19 protein-coding genes are annotated in these 15222 nt (G+C 67.4%); 15 read left to right on the top strand and 4 right to left on the bottom strand.

Going from position 1 to position 15222, the window contains the following annotated elements; all coding sequences use genetic code 11:
* Positions 1–68: 68 nt before the first annotated feature.
* Positions 69–1592 carry a helix-turn-helix domain-containing protein gene (locus DR843_RS10050; RefSeq protein ID WP_109685487.1) on the top strand — a complete coding sequence of 508 codons (1524 nt, stop codon included), beginning with the start codon at positions 69–71 and terminating at the stop codon, positions 1590–1592.
* Positions 1593–1667: 75 nt separating this feature from the next.
* Here DR843_RS10050 and phoA read toward each other — a convergent pair whose 3' ends face one another.
* Together phoA and DR843_RS10040 are read right to left on the bottom strand one after the other, a co-directional pair.
* Positions 1668–3032: an alkaline phosphatase gene (phoA, locus tag DR843_RS10045; RefSeq protein WP_109685485.1), complete on the bottom strand. Its 1365-nt coding sequence runs from the start codon at positions 3030–3032 to the stop codon at positions 1668–1670.
* A gap of 93 nt (positions 3033–3125) precedes the next feature.
* The gene (locus DR843_RS10040; RefSeq protein WP_170119825.1) at positions 3126–3731 is read right to left on the bottom strand and encodes a TIGR03086 family metal-binding protein; all 606 of its coding nucleotides are present in this window, start codon (positions 3729–3731) and stop codon (positions 3126–3128) included.
* Positions 3732–3821: 90 nt separating this feature from the next.
* On the opposite strand from DR843_RS10040, the gene DR843_RS10035 reads away from it, so the two are divergent.
* Entirely contained in the window at positions 3822–4796 is a 975-nt protein-coding gene (locus DR843_RS10035) for a helix-turn-helix transcriptional regulator (RefSeq protein ID WP_109685481.1), read from the top strand.
* Here DR843_RS10035 and DR843_RS10030 read toward each other — a convergent pair.
* On the bottom strand, positions 4782–5297 hold the full coding sequence (locus DR843_RS10030) for a DUF4395 domain-containing protein (protein ID WP_245934076.1): 516 nt from the start codon (positions 5295–5297) through the stop codon (positions 4782–4784). The two genes, DR843_RS10035 and DR843_RS10030, sit on opposite strands and share 15 nt — an antisense overlap.
* A 218-nt stretch (positions 5298–5515) precedes the next feature.
* On the opposite strand from DR843_RS10030, the gene rpsP reads away from it, so the two are divergent.
* Genes rpsP through trmD form a run of 4 tightly spaced genes read left to right on the top strand, consistent with a single transcriptional unit; the run spans position 5516 to position 8068 of the window.
* Positions 5516–6052, top strand: a complete 537-nt coding sequence (rpsP, locus tag DR843_RS10025; RefSeq protein ID WP_109685478.1) for a 30S ribosomal protein S16 — start codon at positions 5516–5518, stop codon at positions 6050–6052.
* A gap of 2 nt (positions 6053–6054) precedes the next feature.
* Positions 6055–6297 carry an RNA-binding protein gene (locus tag DR843_RS10020; protein ID WP_109685476.1) on the top strand — a complete coding sequence of 81 codons (243 nt, stop codon included), beginning with the start codon at positions 6055–6057 and terminating at the stop codon, positions 6295–6297.
* Between the two features lie 51 nt (positions 6298–6348).
* Complete coding sequence (gene rimM, locus DR843_RS10015; RefSeq protein WP_245934075.1) at positions 6349–6894, top strand: ribosome maturation factor RimM; 546 nt, start codon at positions 6349–6351, stop codon at positions 6892–6894.
* 1 nt (position 6895) lies between these two features.
* Positions 6896–8068 carry a tRNA (guanosine(37)-N1)-methyltransferase TrmD gene (gene trmD, locus DR843_RS10010; protein WP_109688809.1) on the top strand — a complete coding sequence of 391 codons (1173 nt, stop codon included), beginning with the start codon at positions 6896–6898 and terminating at the stop codon, positions 8066–8068.
* On the opposite strand, the gene DR843_RS10005 is transcribed toward trmD, so the two are convergent.
* Entirely contained in the window at positions 8057–8671 is a 615-nt protein-coding gene (locus DR843_RS10005) for a TetR/AcrR family transcriptional regulator (RefSeq protein ID WP_109685474.1), read from the bottom strand. The two genes, trmD and DR843_RS10005, sit on opposite strands and share 12 nt — an antisense overlap.
* A 76-nt stretch (positions 8672–8747) precedes the next feature.
* Between DR843_RS10005 and DR843_RS10000 the strand changes: the two genes are divergently transcribed.
* The 9 genes from DR843_RS10000 (at position 8748) to DR843_RS09960 (ending at position 15215) form a co-directional block, all read left to right on the top strand.
* Positions 8748–9794 (top strand): ABC transporter permease, encoded by a 1047-nt coding sequence (locus DR843_RS10000; protein ID WP_109685472.1) that lies wholly within the window; start codon positions 8748–8750, stop codon positions 9792–9794.
* Positions 9791–10618: an ABC transporter ATP-binding protein gene (locus tag DR843_RS09995; RefSeq protein WP_109685471.1), complete on the top strand. Its 828-nt coding sequence runs from the start codon at positions 9791–9793 to the stop codon at positions 10616–10618. The genes DR843_RS10000 and DR843_RS09995 overlap by 4 nt, the downstream gene beginning before the upstream one ends.
* Entirely contained in the window at positions 10615–11505 is an 891-nt protein-coding gene (locus tag DR843_RS09990) for an ABC transporter ATP-binding protein (protein WP_109685469.1), read from the top strand. The genes DR843_RS09995 and DR843_RS09990 overlap by 4 nt, the downstream gene beginning before the upstream one ends.
* 144 nt (positions 11506–11649) lie before the next feature.
* Positions 11650–12012 (top strand): 50S ribosomal protein L19, encoded by a 363-nt coding sequence (rplS, locus tag DR843_RS09985; RefSeq protein WP_109685467.1) that lies wholly within the window; start codon positions 11650–11652, stop codon positions 12010–12012.
* Positions 12013–12043: 31 nt separating this feature from the next.
* Positions 12044–12673, top strand: coding sequence for a signal peptidase I (gene lepB / locus DR843_RS09980; RefSeq protein ID WP_170119824.1), 630 nt, complete (start codon positions 12044–12046; stop codon positions 12671–12673).
* A gap of 11 nt (positions 12674–12684) precedes the next feature.
* Positions 12685–13398, top strand: coding sequence for a signal peptidase I (gene lepB / locus DR843_RS09975; RefSeq protein ID WP_109685464.1), 714 nt, complete (start codon positions 12685–12687; stop codon positions 13396–13398).
* A complete protein-coding gene (gene lepB / locus DR843_RS09970) occupies positions 13395–14144 on the top strand; it encodes a signal peptidase I (RefSeq protein ID WP_109685462.1) in 750 nt (249 codons plus the stop codon). Before lepB (DR843_RS09975) ends, lepB (DR843_RS09970) begins: the two co-directional genes overlap by 4 nt.
* A 22-nt stretch (positions 14145–14166) precedes the next feature.
* Complete coding sequence (locus DR843_RS09965) at positions 14167–14907, top strand: ribonuclease HII (RefSeq protein WP_245934074.1); 741 nt, start codon at positions 14167–14169, stop codon at positions 14905–14907.
* Positions 14907–15215 (top strand): DUF2469 domain-containing protein, encoded by a 309-nt coding sequence (locus DR843_RS09960; protein ID WP_109685460.1) that lies wholly within the window; start codon positions 14907–14909, stop codon positions 15213–15215. The genes DR843_RS09965 and DR843_RS09960 overlap by 1 nt, the downstream gene beginning before the upstream one ends.
* Positions 15216–15222 lie beyond the last annotated feature (7 nt).

Below are 15222 nucleotides of genomic sequence, written 5' to 3'. Positions count from 1 at the left end.
GTCGTATGGCGAGTATTTCTCGGGGCAAGGGCGGTTCATCAGCGGTCAAGAGTGGCAATTCTGTCCGTATGACGTCGACAGCATCCACCCCGACCGGGCGGTTGACCACGCCGGATGAGACGCCGGTGTCCAGCGCCGACAGTGGGGCGACCCCGGATCCGCTGACCCTCGGTCGGCGGCTGCGGCACGCGCGGCAGCAGTCCCAGCGCACGCTGACCGACGTCGCCGACGCCGTGGGCATGTCGCCGTCCGCGCTGTCCCTGATCGAGACCGGCAAGCGCGAGCCTCGGTTGTCGGTCCTGACCGCCCTGGCCCATGCTCTGGGGACCAGCGTGCCGGACCTGCTGGCGACCGCGCCGCCGACCCGGCGGGCCGCATTGGAGATCAAGTTGGAGCGGGCCCAGCGCAGCGAGGCGTACGAGTCGCTGGGTCTGCCCAAGGTAAAAATAGGTCCCCGGTTGCCCCAGGAGGCGTTGGAGGCGCTGGTCGGGATGCACGAGGCGATGACCGCCGCGCAGGCGGACCAGGCGGCGACGCCCGAGCACGCGCGGCGGGCCAACTTGGAACTGCGCGAACGGATGCGCGCCGCCGACAACTACTTCGGCGACATCGAGCAGGCCGCCGCGGACATGCTGCGCTCGATCAACCATGGCGGCGGGCCGATCAGTCGGGCGTCAGTCGATCGACTGGCTGCTCACATGGGCTTCACCCTCGTGCACACGTCGGACCTGCCGAGCTCGACACGCACCGTGACCGATCTGCAGAATCAGCGCATCTACTTGCCGCAACCCGAAGCAGGACAGCACGATTCGCGTTCGTTGGCGTTGCAGGCCCTGGCCCACCTGGTGCTTGGTCACCGGGTGCCCGCGGACTACGCAGAGTTCCTCAGCCAGCGGGTCGAGATCAACTACTTCGCGGCCGCGCTGTTGATGCCGGAGAAGGAGACCGTGCAATACCTGCGAACGGCAATGCAGGACAAGGACATTGCCATTGAGGACCTGCGGGACTTCTTCGCGGTGTCCTACGAAACGGCCGCCCACCGCTTCACCAACCTGGCGACCAAGCATCTCGGGTTGCCCGTGCACTTCATGCGGATCGCGCAGAACGGTGTGATCTTTAAGGCTTACGAGAACGACGGCATCCAGTTCCCCAGCGACCCCTCCGGTGCGATCGAGGGGCAGCGGGTATGTCGGTCCTGGACGGCGCGCCGGGTCTTCGAGCAGCCGGACCTGTCGCAGGCGTTCAAGGCCTACACCGACACCCGGTCGGGCACCTACTGGTGCACCGCCGTGGTCGATCGCACCCCGGATGGGCTGTTCTCGGTGAACGTCGGCGTGCCCTATCAGCACGTGAAATGGTTCCGCGGCAGGGAGACCCAGCACCGCTCGGTGTCTCGCTGCCCCGACCCGGCGTGCTGCACGCAACCGCCGGCCCAGTTGTCGGAGCGCTGGGATGGTCAGGCCTGGCCGTCTGCGCGGGTGCACTCCCACCTGCTGGCTGCGATGCCGCCGGGGGTCTTCCCGGGAGTTGACGACACCGAGGTCTATCGGTTCCTCGAGCGGCACGCTCCGCAGGCGAGTCCGATGGATTAGGCCGAAAACGCCCGGGTGAGTAGCCAACTCACCCGGGCGTTCGGCGTACGTCGATGATTCAGGTACGCCGATCGGTCACCGCAGCCGCAGCGCTCGACTGACTGTCCGGAACAGGTCGGTCTGGTTGGTCACGCCCAGGACGTTGGCTGCCTGCGGACCACCGGCGGCGATCCGCACCTGCGTCCCGGTGTGCTGCTGGGACTGGCCGTAGGGGGCGGTCGCGTAGCTGATCGTCATGTCGGCGTCGTCGTGTGTGCGCAGAGTTGCCGTGACTCCCGTTGTGGTGGAACCGGTTTCGACGATCTGGCTGGTGTGACCGTGATCGGCGGTGACCACGACGAGGGTGTCGGGGTGCTTGCGCTGGTAGGCCAGGGCGAGCTTGACCGAGGCGTCGAATTCGACCGTTTCGCCGATCTGCCCGCAGGGGTTGGCGGCGTGGTCCTGCTTGTCGATGGAGGCGCCCTCGATCTGCAGGAAGAAGCCCTTGCGCTGGCCCTGGCTCTGCCGGTCGAGGATGCTCAGGGCCTTACCGGCCATCTGCGAGAGGTGGGGCTGCGCCGACGAGCGAGCGGTGTTGGGCTGACAGGTGGTGCTCGGCGTACCGGCGGTGGTCGGGGTCGGGCCGGTCCACTCCAGATCCAGGTTGTTCGGGGCGAAGGCACCCAGGACGGGGGTCTTGACGGTGTTCGGCAGAGCGGCCAGCCCGGCGGCGTCGCTGATCAGCCGGTAGCCCTGGGTCTGCGCCTGCTGCCACACCGACAGGCCCTGGTAGTTGCCGGCCTGCACGGTCTGGTCGAAGTACTGCTTGCCACCGCCGAAGGTGACGTCAGCACGCGTGTTGACCAGTTGCTCGGCGATCGAACCGGTGCCGCCGTTCTTCAGGTCGTTGGCCGGGCACTTGGTCATCGACTGTGGACCCTTGCAGTCGCGCTGGACGACGTGCGAGGCCAGCACGGCCGGGGTGGCGTCCTGCAGCTCGGCGGTCGTGACGTTGCCGGTGCGGTAGCCGTTCTTCTTAGCCAGCTCCAGGATCGTCGGGACGGGCTTGCCGTCGGGCAGGACAGAGATGGCGCCGTTGTAGCTCTTGTGCCCGGTGGCCCAACCGGTTCCCGAAGCAGCCGAATCGGTCACGTAGTCAGGCTTGCTCGGGTCGGACTGCTGGACGGAGTACGTCGTGTATGCGCCGGTCAGCGGCAGCGTGTCCATCGCCAGTCGGCCGTTCGCGCCGACCTGGTAGTTGCGCGCGATGGTGATCTCGGAGTCACCCATCCCGTCGCCGATCAGCAGGATGACGTTGCGGGCGCTACCGCCGTTGATGGCGTGTCGGGCGGCACTGCTCTTGTCGCCGTTGGTGGAGGTGGCGACGCCGATCGACGTGGCGCCGATGGCAACGGCCAGCGCGCCGACGCAGGCGACGCGCGTGGTGGTGCGTAGGGACATGGGAACTCCTCGGGAGTGACGGATGAAGCACCGCCATTCCAGCCCGACGCACCACCTGGTTGGGCAAATCAGCAGCGTACGTTCAGCAAAGACTCAGTGAACGCTGATCGCTGGCGTCGACCAGGCTGGGTCGCGACCCATCCAACCGGCCAACCGGTCGAACACCGGCGCATCGTCGGCAACGGCAACGACGGCGCCGAACGGCAGGTCTTCGCGACCATCCGCTGGGATCCGCTGTTGAACCGTGGCCAGGGTGAGGGCTGCCAGATCCTCCCGCAGCAGATCGCGCCGGTGCAGCGTTGCGGCCAGATCCCAGGCGTGGGTAGTCAGCTCACCGACGTATGACCCCAGCGCCGCTGCGGCCGGGACCGTGCCGAAGGGTGCCGTCACGATGGCGCTCAGGTCGACGTCGGTCAGCGTCGTGCGCAGGGCAGCCAGCCCCTCGGCGTACGTCGAAGCGATCTGGTCATCGGGTACGACGGTCACGTGCGGTTGGTCGCGGAAGTCGCCACCGGTCACGACCGTCCGGATCCGGCGGACCACCGTGATCAGGTGACCGGTCAGGTCGCGCAGCGTGAAGTCCGCGCACGGGGTTGGCTGGTCGAGATCGGCCGTGGCGGCGAGCGTGATCAGTCCGTTGACGGTCTCTGCGGCGTCGAGAATCTGCGGACGAAGATCGGGCAGGGCGGTGGTGTTCACGGTGTGCTCCTTCATCGGTGTGTGGACGAGCAGAAGGATGCAGTGCGATACATGACATCTTGTGTCATGTATTTGTGACAGCCTGAATCCATGAGAGCGGACCGGCTGTTGTCGATCATGTTGCTGCTGCGGACCCGCGACCGGGTGACGGCGACGGAGTTGGCCGAGCGGCTCGAGGTTTCCGAGCGCACGATCCTTCGGGACATGGAGGCCCTCTCGGCTGCAGGGGTGCCGGTCTATGCCGATCGTGGCCGCTCCGGGGGCTTCTCGATGCTCGACGGTTTCCGCGCTGACGTCAGCGATCTCACCCCGATGGAGACGCAGGTGCTGTTCGCCTATTTGGGTCTGGATACGTTCGGCGACCTGGGGCTGAGTCGCCAATTGGGTTCGGCGCTGGACAAACTCGCGGTCAACGCGACGCTGGGCGACGTCAACCGGCTGCGGGAGGTGGTGCACGTTGACCGACGGCGCTGGTTCGCCGGGACGGATGACGTCACGCACTTGCCGGGCCTGAGGCGGGCTTGCGCGGACCGCCGACGCGTCCGGATCCGCTACCAGTCACCGCGCGACGACCGACCGGTCTCACGGGTGCTCGACCCGTTGGGGGTCGTGGAGAACGGCAACCGGTGGTACCTGGTGGCCTACCACCAGGGCGAGCCCCGCAGCTACCGCCTGGCGCGGGTGCGTGCGGTCACCGTGTTGGACGCTCCGGCGCGGCTGCCCGACGGAGCGTCGCTGGCGTCCGTCTGGGAGAGTCTGCGATCGGCGTTCGAAACCGGCCCTGAGCCGACGCACGCGGTGCTGCGGATTCCCGCGGAGCTGGAGGACGCCGTACGCACGGTGTTGCAGGGGCAGTTGGCCACCGGCCATGAACTGTCCGTGATCCGGCGCGACGCAGGCTCGGTCGACGTGAGCGGTGCGTACCGGTTCCGGCAGGCAGTGATCGGGATGTGCCTGGGCTACGCGGGGCAGGTGCAGATTGTCGCGCCCGCGGATCTGCGACACGAGGCCGCACGCGTGGCTATCGCCGCGGCGAACGCCCACACCACCTCAGTGGCTGGCTGACTCCGCGGCCTCGGCGGCCAAGCGGTCGCGGCGTGCCCAGATGTTGTTGCACTCCTCGCACACGTCGGCGGGAATGACGCCGATCTTCATCAGCTGGCCGAAGACGAAACAGCCGGCGCAGAAGCCGAACACCGACTCCAGAGTCGCGAAGACAGCCAGGATGCCCACCAGGACCAGCGCGAAGTCGGTCCACCCGAAACCGAGGCCCGTGATGGCCGCCACCGTGGTGAGGACGGCTCCGATGCCCTGGGCGAACCGCTTAGGTGGCCCGGGGGTGTAGACCGGCTCGCCCAAGCGCGGCGCGATGACCTTCATCGACAACGCACCGAGCGGGCTGAGCTTCGGGCCGGTCAGGACGCGGGCCCAGAAACCGTAGGCGAGCGGGATGAGCAGCCAGAGCCAGCCGGTGAAGAGGATGACGATGCTGGTGATCGCGACGACGGCGGCGACGGTGCGGGCCGCTTTCTCGTTCACGGGATTGGGGAAACCGATCAGACTCACCCGCCCAGCATAACGCCAGCAGTCCTTTCCGATAACCAGATGTAATGACATGAGGAGCGCGACGCCGCGGATTTCCGGGGACCCGGCTTCCTCTGGCAGACTGGTGCGCTGTACCCGCCCGGCGGCCGCCGGTGCGCCTACCCCCGACGTACGGTTCCCCGCACTCATCTGCGCGGTCTTGCCGTGCGCCACAAGATGAGGAAGCAGGAACCACGACAGTGGCTGTCAAGATTCGTTTGAAGCGGCTCGGCAAGATCCGTAACCCCCAGTACCGCGTCGTCGTCATGGACTCCCGCGCCAAGCGCGACGGTCGGGCGATCGAGGAACTGGGCAAGTACCACCCCAAGGAAGAGCCGAGCCTGATCGAGATCGACTCCGAGCGCGCGCAGTACTGGCTCGGCGTCGGCGCCCAGCCCACCGAGCAGGTCCAGACCCTGCTGAAGATCACCGGTGACTGGCAGAAGTTCAAGGGCGAGCCGGGTGCCGAGGGCACTCTGAAGGTCGCCGCTCCCCGCCCCGACAAGCGGGCCCTCTACGAAGCTGCGCTCGCCGCTTCGCAGAACGCCTCGGACGGTTCCGGTGCGACCACCGCCAAGAAGAAGGCTGCCAAGACCGAGGCCAAGGCTGAGGAGAAGGCCGAGAAGGCGGACGCCGCCGACGAGGTCGCCGTGCCGGTCGAGGAGCCCAAGGCTGCCGAGCGCGCCGAGGTCGAGGAAGAACTGGCCACCGACGCGCCTGAGACCACCGAGGCCTGACCTTGTTGGAAGAGGCTCTGGAGCACCTGGTCAAGGGCATCGTCGACCACGACGAGGACGTTGTCGTGCGGGCCAAGAACGGCCGGCGCGGGGAACTGCTCGAAGTGCGGGTGCACCCGGACGACATCGGCCGCGTGATCGGCCGTTCCGGTCGCACCGCTTCGGCGCTGCGTACAGTCGTCGGCGCTCTCGCCGGTGGTAAGAACGTCCGGGTCGACATCGTCGACACCGACCGCGTGCGCTGACCGACGTGGATCGCCTCGGTCCAATGCTGATCGCCCGGGTACGACGTGTTCGTGCCCGGGCGTCATGCTGCCCGGGGGTTGCTGGTGGCTGACGATGTCCTGATCGCCCGGATCGGCAAACCACACGGCCTGCGCGGTGAGGTGACCGTCCAGGTGCACACCGACCGACCCGAGGAACGCTTCCTGACGGGGCAGTCATTCACCACCGAACCAGCCAGTACTGGGCCGCTGGTGATCCGAACGGCCCGCGACCACAACGGGATTCAGTTGCTGTCCTTCGAGGGCCACCTCGACCGGACGGCCGCCGAAGCACTGCGTGGCGTCCGCTTGCTGGGTGCGCCCGACGAGGACGAGGACGACGCGTGGTACGCCGATGACCTGGTCGGTCTGTCCGTCCAGGACACCGCGGGCCGGGTCGTCGGGACTGTCGCGGACCTGCTTTCCCGCCCGGTCCAGGACCTGCTGGAGGTCACGCTGGCCGCTGGCGGCACGGCGTACGTTCCCTTCGTCGAGGAGATCGTCCCGGAGGTCGACACCGAGCGGGGCATCGTTGTGATTGACCCACCGGAGGGTCTGCTCGAACTCGGTGAGCAGTGACGTGCAGCTCGACGTCATCAGCATCTTCCCCGATTACCTTGCGCCGCTGGATCTTTCGCTGATCGGGAAGGCCCGCCGTGACGGGTTGATCGATCTGCGAGTGCACGATCTGCGCGACTTCACCCACGACCGGCACCGCACCGTGGACGACACTCCGTACGGTGGGGGAGCCGGTATGGTGATGAAGCCGCAGCCGTGGTCTGAGGCGCTGGATCACGTTGCGGCACAGTCGGACTCGCGGCCGGTCCTGATCGTCCCCGGGCCCGGTGGTCAACGCTTCGATCAGGCGACGGCCCGCGACCTTGCCGCCCAGTCCCATCTGGTCTTCGCCTGCGGTCGCTACGAAGGCATCGACGAACGGGTCTACGACTACGCCGCGCGCGACTTCGACGTGCGCATCCTGTCGTTGGGCGATTACGTACTCAATGGCGGCGACGTCGCGGTCCTGGCGATGGTCGAAGCGATCGCCCGGCTGATCCCCGGAGTCATCGGTAACGCCGACTCCTTGGTCGAGGAGTCGCACGAGGATGGCCTGCTGGAGTACCCGGTCTACACCAAACCGGCCGACTGGCACGGCCGACGCGTGCCCGAGGTGCTGCTGTCCGGTGACCACGCCAAGATCGCGGCCTGGCGCCACGCACAACGGCTGACCCGCACCGCGGCACGCCGGCCCGACCTGCTGCCGGCTGCCGCCGCGATGAGCGCCGGCGACCTGGAGATCCGGCTGGCCACTCCGGCGGACGTCGGTGAATTGCTGACCCTCACCCACGCCTGCTGGTTGCAGGTGGGAATCAACAACAACACCCTAAGCAATCCCGCTCAGCACGAGACGGTTTCGTCGCTGACGGAGTCGTTGGCCGACTGGCAGACCTATGTGGCGCGCAGTCCGGAGGGCCGGATGGTCGGATCGGTGCGGGTCCAGGAGCAGGGCGATACCTGGTTCATCGCCCGGCTGATGGTGGCTCCGGATCTGTCCGGCCGGGGGATCGGCCGCCGGTTGCTGGAGTACGCCGAAACGTCGGCCCCGGCCGCTACCCGGGCCGTCGCGTTGGCCACCGCGAGAGGCAACACTCGCAACCTGAAGATGTACCAGCGGGCGGGCTTCCGGCCGGTCAGCGCGCCGCCCGGGTTCGAGGAGGACCAGGTCTATTTGCGCAAGTCGCTACGAGGCTGAGGTCTGCTTGTCGGAAGCATCCAGGTGGCGTTGGACCGCAGGGGCGATCCGGGCGGCGAGCTCGTCCAGGTCGGCGCCGGCGATGTCCGGCAGCTGCACCACGTAGCGCATGATGGCGATGCCGAGCAGGTGGGACATCGCCAGGAAGAATCCGGTACGCCGACCCTCGAGTAACTGGTGGACGTCGGCCTGCGCGACCAAACCACTCAGAGTGCTCTGCAAAGCGCTGGACGCCTCGGGGTCGGCAACGGCGGCGCGGGTGATCGCCTGTATCTGTGGTCCGGTCTGCGGGTCCTCCCACAGGGACAGGTACGCCGCCGTCAATCGCTTCCCCTGCGTGCGCGGGGGACCGGCCAGGGACGACAGCAGCAAGGTGTGCGCCTTCTCGGGCAGTTGCAGGCTGGCTGCGAACAGGCCCAGCTTGCTGCCGAAGTGATGCGCGATGAGCGCAACGTCGACGCCTGCCTCGCTCGCAATCGACCGCAGCGTCGTCGCACGAAAACCCTTGGCCGCGAACTGGTTCCGCGCCGCGGCCACGATCCGTTCGCGTCCGTCGACCGCGTTGGCGGCGGGCCGGCCGCGGCGTCTCGACTCATGGCTCACCCCTGGAGGGTAACCCGGGCGGGCTTTTAATCAACAGGTGTTGAATAAATCGACAGACGCCCATACGGTGGTCAGCATGAACGCGATGATTCGCAAGGAGTTCCGGGAGCTGTTCCGCGACAAGCGGACCGTCGGACTGATCGTGGCCCTCCCGCTGTTACTGCTCGTCGTCTTCGGCTACGCGGCCAACTTCTACGTGTCGTCCGTGCAGACAGCGGTCCTTGGCTCGCAATCCCAGCAGGTAACCGGTTCGCTACCGGACTTCTTCGAGGTCAAGACAACCGAATCGTCCGGAGGCGCCGAGCAGGCACGAAACCTCCTGCGGGACAACTCGGTTGACGTGGCGTTCGTCGCCGACGGCGGCAAGCCGCAGGTGTACGTCGACGGCTCCAACCTCTTCGCCGCGCAGTCGGCCGTCGGTCGCCTCAACCTGCTGGGCGACAAGGTGTCCGTGCACGTGCTGTTCAACCCGGAGCTGAAAACCTCCTGGGTGATGATCCCGGCGATCATCGGTCTCATCCTGACCTTCATCGGCACCATCGTCACCAGCATCGGGCTGGTGCGCGAACGCGAAGCCGGCACCCTCGAACAGCTCGCGGTCATGCCGATCAAGCCCAGCACGATCATCCTGGGCAAGATCACGCCGTACTTCATCCTCGGTGCGCTGGACATGATCATCGTGACCGTCCTGGGCGTCTGGTTGTTCGGAGTTCCGTTCAACGGCAACGTGTTGTTGTTCGCGCTCGGCGCAGCGCTGTTCCTCTTCGTCGTCCTGGGGATCGGTGTCTTCATCTCGACCATCTCCCAGACCTCCGGGCAGGCGATCCAGACCGCGATCCTCGTCCTGATGCCGCAGATCCTGTTGTCCGGCATGATCTTTCCGCTGGACGCCATGGCGGCCGGTGTCCGATGGATCGGCTACCTGTTGCCGCTGACCTACTTCACGATGATCTCCCAGGGCATCATGCTGCGGGGTGCGTCGATCTCCTCGTTGTGGGTGCCGTTCCTGGTGCTCGCGGTCATGGCGGTCCTGGTCTTCAGCGCCGCGACCCTGCGCTTCCGCCGCGATCTGGCGCCGGAGCGCAAAGGGAACGACAAGACCGCAGAGGTGGTGCCCTCATGAGCGCCGAACTGGCCGATGTGACAGTGCAGTTCGGTGACACGCTCGCCCTGCAGGACGTCAGTGTCGAGGTGCCCGCAGGTACCGTCGTCGCGGTCGTCGGCGGGGACGGCGCCGGGAAGAGTACGTTGCTGCGCACCGTGGTCCGGGAAGTCACCCCGACGGCCGGGACCGTGTCCGCACCCGGCAAAGCCGAGATCGGCTATCTGCCGGCTTCGGCCGGTAGCTGGGCCAACCTGAGCGTGGCCGAGAATCTGGACTTCGCCGGCGGCGTCTACGGCATGGCGGGCAGCGAACTGGCCGATCGGCGTACCCGATTGCTCACCGACGCGGGCCTGGCCGACGTCCCAGGCCGGCTCGCCCGGCAACTGTCCGGCGGGATGCGCCGCAAACTCGGCTTCTGTATGGCGATCGTGCACGACCCTTCGCTGGTGGTGCTCGACGAGCCCAGCACCGGGGTGGATCCGGTGAGTCGGATCGACCTGTGGCGGATGATCTCCCGGTGCGCGGCCGACGGTGCTGCGGTGCTGATGTCGACGACCTATCTCGACGAAGCCGAGCGGGCCGGTCACCTAGTCATCCTGGACGCCGGTCAGGTGCTGGTGCAGGGCACGTACGACGACGTGCGGGCCGGGTTCGCCGGCACCGTCACGACGGGCACTCGCGCGGTCCGTCCGCAATGGTCGTGGCGGCGCGGCCGGCAGCGACACGAGTACTGGCCCGTCGGCGAGGCGCTGCCGACAGACTGCACGACGACCGAACCGGACCTCGAAGACATCGTCATCGCACTGTCCCTGCAACGCCAACTGACCCCGGTGCCGGCATGAGCGCCCCGATCGTGCTGTCCGCCGATCACGTCACGCGCCGGTTCGGTGACTTCACCGCGGTCGACGAGGTGTCCCTGCGGGTGCGGGGTGGGGAGGTCGTGGGCCTGCTGGGGGCCAACGGGGCCGGCAAGACCACGGTGATGCGGATGCTGCTGGGGCTGCTGCCGGTCAGTTCGGGCGTCGTGGGTCTGCTCGGCAGACCGCCCAACCGCGAGCGCCGCCGATCGATCGGCTACGTGCCGCAGAACCTCGGCCTGTACCGCGACCTCACCCTGCGCGAGAACCTCGCCTTCGTCGCGGACGCGTACGGCACCTCGGTGCCGCAGCTGCCCGACGACCTCGCGCCGTACGCCGATCGGCTGGTCGGGCAGGTACCCCTGGGTGCCCAGCGGCAGGCGGCGTTCGTCGCCGCGCTGTCGCACCACCCGGCGGCCGTGCTCCTGGATGAGCCCACCTCAGGGGTGGACGCGTTGGCCCGCGCGCGGCTGTGGGACACCATCCGGGACCAGTCCGACGCCGGAGTCGGGGTGCTGGTCACCACCCACTACATGCAGGAGGCGCAGCAATGTGACCGGTTGCTGCTGATGTCGCACGGCCGACTGGTTGCGCAAGGGACGGAGACCGACGTCATCGACGGTGCCACCGCAGTGGCGGTCCGTTGCGAGGACTGGACCAGTGCCTTCGCAGCGCTCAGCGACGCCGGGCTCGCCGCGACCTTGGACGGGCGGGCGGTGCGGGTCGTCGCCGCATCACCGGACCGGGTGCAGGCGGTTCTGGGCAATGCGCAGGTGACGGCCACCTTGACCGCGGTGCCGGCCACGATCGAGGAACGCATGCTGATGCTGGACCGCGATTTCACACATAGCGGCCCGGACTGGCAGACTTGACCGGTACGTCCGGCACATCTGACCCCCGCCGCAGGGGGAGTGAGCCAGTTCTTCGCGAACACCGGCTCATGTGGTCAGCGGACTACTCCGACATCGAATGATCGATCGCGCGCGACCTGTGGCGCCGCAAGGAAGTAGTACGTCATGCAGAAGTTCGACGAACTCGACGCCCAGAGCCTGCGCTCCGACATCCCGGCCTTCCGCGCCGGTGACACCGTCAAGGTGCACGTGAAGGTCATCGAAGGTACCCGCTCCCGTGTGCAGGCCTTCCAGGGTGTCGTCATCCGCCGTCACGGTGGTGGCATCGGGGAGACCTTCACCGTCCGCAAGGTCAGCTTCGGCGTCGGCGTGGAGCGCACCTTCCCGCTGCACACCCCGGTCATCGACAAGATCGAGGTCGTGACCCGCGGTGACGTCCGTCGCGCCAAGCTGTACTACCTGCGCGACCTGCGCGGCAAGGCCGCCAAGATCAAGGAGAAGCGCGAGACCCCGGCCGCCAAGGCCTGAGCCACTGCCAACTCCAGCTACGGGCAACGACGTGTCAACCAGCGCGTCGTTGCCCGTTTCGCGTCCCCGGCGCCGGTGGCCCTGGCTGGTCCTGATCGGGCTTCTGCTCCTGGTGGTGCTGCGCGGTCTGGTCGTGGAGACCTTCACGGTGCCGTCGGCCTCGATGAGCCCGACCCTGAGTGTCGGTAACCGCATCGTGGTGTGGAAACCGGGCGCCCACGACCTGCACCGGGGCGACGTTATCGTCTTCGACGGCGACGGTGTGTTCTCGCAGGCCCCCGCTGCGCCTGGCGGGCTGGCCGGCATGGTGCGGTCGGTGGGAACCGCGCTGGGCGTGCGGGTCGGCGAGACCGACTACGTCAAGCGCGTCATCGGGCTGCCCGGCGATCACCTCAAAGTCGGTGCCGACGGTGTGCTCACGGTCAACGGCGCAGCGGTCAACGAGAGTTATCTGCCGGCGGGGATGAGTTCCAGCGCCACCCCGTTCGACATCGTGGTGCCCGCCGGTCGGGTGTTCGTCATGGGTGACAATCGGATCGCCAGCGACGATTCCCGTGGCCACCTCGGCGATCCCGGCGGCGGAAGCGTCCCGGAGGACCAGGTGATCGGAACCGTGACCTGGCGGTACTGGCCCCTAGGTTCGTGGGGCACACTGCGCTAGGTGATCACGGGATGACAGTGGGGGAACAACGCCCGGCCGCGCGGCGGTCGGGGTGGCGTTGGCTGCGCGAGGTCTTCATCGTGGTCGCCTGCTCGGTGATCCTGTCGCTGCTGATCAAGACCTTCCTGGTGCAACCGTTCTGGATCCCGTCGGGATCGATGGAGAACACCCTCATCCCCGGGGACCGCATCCTGGTCAGCAAACTGACACCGCGCTTCCAGCAGATCAACCGCGGCGACGTGATTGTCTTCTCCGACCCCGGGGGATGGTTGCAGGGTCAGCAGGACGCCCCGCCGCGCGCCGGGCTGAGCGGGGTCGTGCAGAACGCCCTGGAGTTCGTCGGGCTCTACCCGGCCGGCGACAACCACCTGATCAAGCGGGTGATCGGCCTGCCGGGCGACCACGTCGTGTGTTGCAACGCGGCCGGTCAGATCACCGTCAACGGGGTGGCGTTGAAAGAGACCGAGCTCTATCCGGGCGAGGCGCCCAGCAGCAAGAAGTTCAACATCACCGTGCCCGCCGACTCGGTCTGGGTCATGGGCGACCACCGCGGTGACTCCGCCGACTCACGGTTCCACGACGACGGCACGGGTGCCACAGGATCGGTACCCATCTCGGACGTGACCGGCCGCGCCGTCGTGGTGATCTGGCCATGGGATCGCATCGGCGGTCTGTCGGATTACCCTGACATCTACGACATCCCATCGAAAGGGTCTGGTCAATGACGGACGCACCTCCGGACGAGCAGTTGCCGCCGGGCGCCGCACCGCCGGTCCAGACCGGCCGCAAGGAGAAGACCCGCGGCTCCTTCCTGCGTGAACTCGTCATCATCGTGGTCATCGCATTGGCCCTGTCGTTCCTGGTCAAGACCTTCTTGGTGCAGCCGTTCTCGATCCCGTCCGAGTCGATGGAGAACACCCTCGATGTGGGTGACCGGATCCTGGTCAGCAAACTGACGCCGCAGCACTCACCGCTGCATCGTGGGGACGTCATCGTCTTCGAGGCACCTGCGACCTGGGGCGAGATGGGCGCGGAGAGCACCGGTCTCAAAGCAGTGGTGAAGAACGGCCTGGAATGGGTGGGCATCCTGCCTGCGGGTGGGCACCACGTGGTGAAACGGTTGATCGGGTTGCCCGGTGACCATGTGGTCTGCGACGCGACCTGTGCTGACTCCGGCGGCCCGTTGAAGATCAACGGGGTCGCGATCAACGAGTCCTCCTACCTCAAGCCGGGGAATGCACCCAGCGGGCAGAAATTCGACATCACGGTGCCGGCGAACTCGGTGTGGGTGATGGGCGACAACCGTGGCGACTCGTGGGATTCACGCGGGCACGACAACGGCACCGGCAAGACCGGTTCGGTACCGATGAGCGACATCACCGGCGAGGTGGTCGCCATCGCGTGGCCGGTGAACCGCATCCAGTCGGTCAGTTCCCATCCCGAGGTGTTCGCGAAGGTCCCCTCGCCGTGACCGAGACCATGGCGAGTACGCCGTGACCCCCGCCCGCGCGGTGGGCACCTCGGTGCGCACGCGGCGTACGGGAACCTCCAAGGTGCCCACCCTGCGGACCGAGCGTGCCCTGCAACGCGAGGGATACCGGCTGCTGGCTGGCATGGACGAGGTGGGCCGCGGCGCCCTGGCGGGCCCCGTCAGTGTCGGCGTCGTGGTGATCGATGAGACCTGTCGTACGGCGCCCCAGGGCGTGCGTGACTCCAAACTGTTGACGCCGGCGGCGCGTGAGGCGATGGTGCCCCGGGTGCGTCGGTGGGCCTTCGCGTACGCCGTCGGTCACGCATCGGCGGCAGAGATCGACCAGATCGGGATCATCGCGGCGTTGCGGCTGGCGGGAACCCGGGCGCTCACCGCGCTGCCGGTGCGACCGGACCTGGTGATCCTGGACGGCAACCACGACTGGCTGACCGCACCGGAGCAGGTCGGACTCTTCGCGGAGTTGGCGCAACCGGCGGTCCCGCCGGTCCGCACGATGATCAAAGCCGACATGAAGTGTTCCTCGGTCGCCGCAGCCAGTGTGCTGGCCAAGGTCGAGCGGGACGCGATGCTCACGGCGTTGCACGAGCAGCATCCGCAGTACCAGTGGGCCGCCAACAAGGGTTACAGCGCGCCGGAGCATCTCTTGGCGTTGGACGAGCACGGGCCCTGCGAGCTGCACCGGCGATCGTGGCGCCGGTTCGTCACCGACGATGCGGTCGCGGGCCTGGAAGGAGTGAGTTGATGAGCGCCGAGGATCTGGAACGCTACGAGACCGAGCAGGAACTGGCCCTGTATCGCGAATACCGCGACGTGGTGGGGCTTTTCAGCCACGTGGTCGAAACCGAGCGACGGTTCTATCTGTGCAACGACGTCGACGTCCTGGTCCGTGGTGAGGGCGCTGAGGTGTTCTTCGACGTGCGGATGAACGACGCCTGGGTGTGGGATGTCTACCGTCCGGCCCGTTTCGTGAAGAAGGTGCGGGTGCTGACCTTCAAGGACGTCAACGTCGAGGAGTTGCCGGCGCGCGAGATGGAGATGCCCGAACCCTGAGCTCGGC

The organism is Branchiibius hedensis (assembly GCF_900108585.1).
GTDB classification, from domain to species: domain Bacteria; phylum Actinomycetota; class Actinomycetes; order Actinomycetales; family Dermatophilaceae; genus Branchiibius; species Branchiibius hedensis.
This window is presented reverse-complemented; position numbering and strand designations above follow the sequence as displayed.

Excerpts from the sequence above, each read along its gene's own strand:
- DR843_RS10050 (WP_109685487.1), top strand. The coding sequence starts at position 69 with ATGACGTCGACAGCATCCACCCCGACCGGGCGGTTGACCACGCCGGAT.
- phoA (WP_109685485.1), bottom strand. The coding sequence starts at position 3,032 with ATGTCCCTACGCACCACCACGCGCGTCGCCTGCGTCGGCGCGCTGGCC.
- DR843_RS10035 (WP_109685481.1), top strand. The coding sequence starts at position 3,822 with ATGAGAGCGGACCGGCTGTTGTCGATCATGTTGCTGCTGCGGACCCGC.
- DR843_RS10000 (WP_109685472.1), top strand. The coding sequence starts at position 8,748 with ATGAACGCGATGATTCGCAAGGAGTTCCGGGAGCTGTTCCGCGACAAG.
- DR843_RS09995 (WP_109685471.1), top strand. The coding sequence starts at position 9,791 with ATGAGCGCCGAACTGGCCGATGTGACAGTGCAGTTCGGTGACACGCTC.
- DR843_RS09990 (WP_109685469.1), top strand. The coding sequence starts at position 10,615 with ATGAGCGCCCCGATCGTGCTGTCCGCCGATCACGTCACGCGCCGGTTC.
- rplS (WP_109685467.1), top strand. The coding sequence starts at position 11,650 with ATGCAGAAGTTCGACGAACTCGACGCCCAGAGCCTGCGCTCCGACATC.
- lepB (WP_109685464.1), top strand. The coding sequence starts at position 12,685 with ATGACAGTGGGGGAACAACGCCCGGCCGCGCGGCGGTCGGGGTGGCGT.
- lepB (WP_109685462.1), top strand. The coding sequence starts at position 13,395 with ATGACGGACGCACCTCCGGACGAGCAGTTGCCGCCGGGCGCCGCACCG.
- DR843_RS09960 (WP_109685460.1), top strand. The coding sequence starts at position 14,907 with ATGAGCGCCGAGGATCTGGAACGCTACGAGACCGAGCAGGAACTGGCC.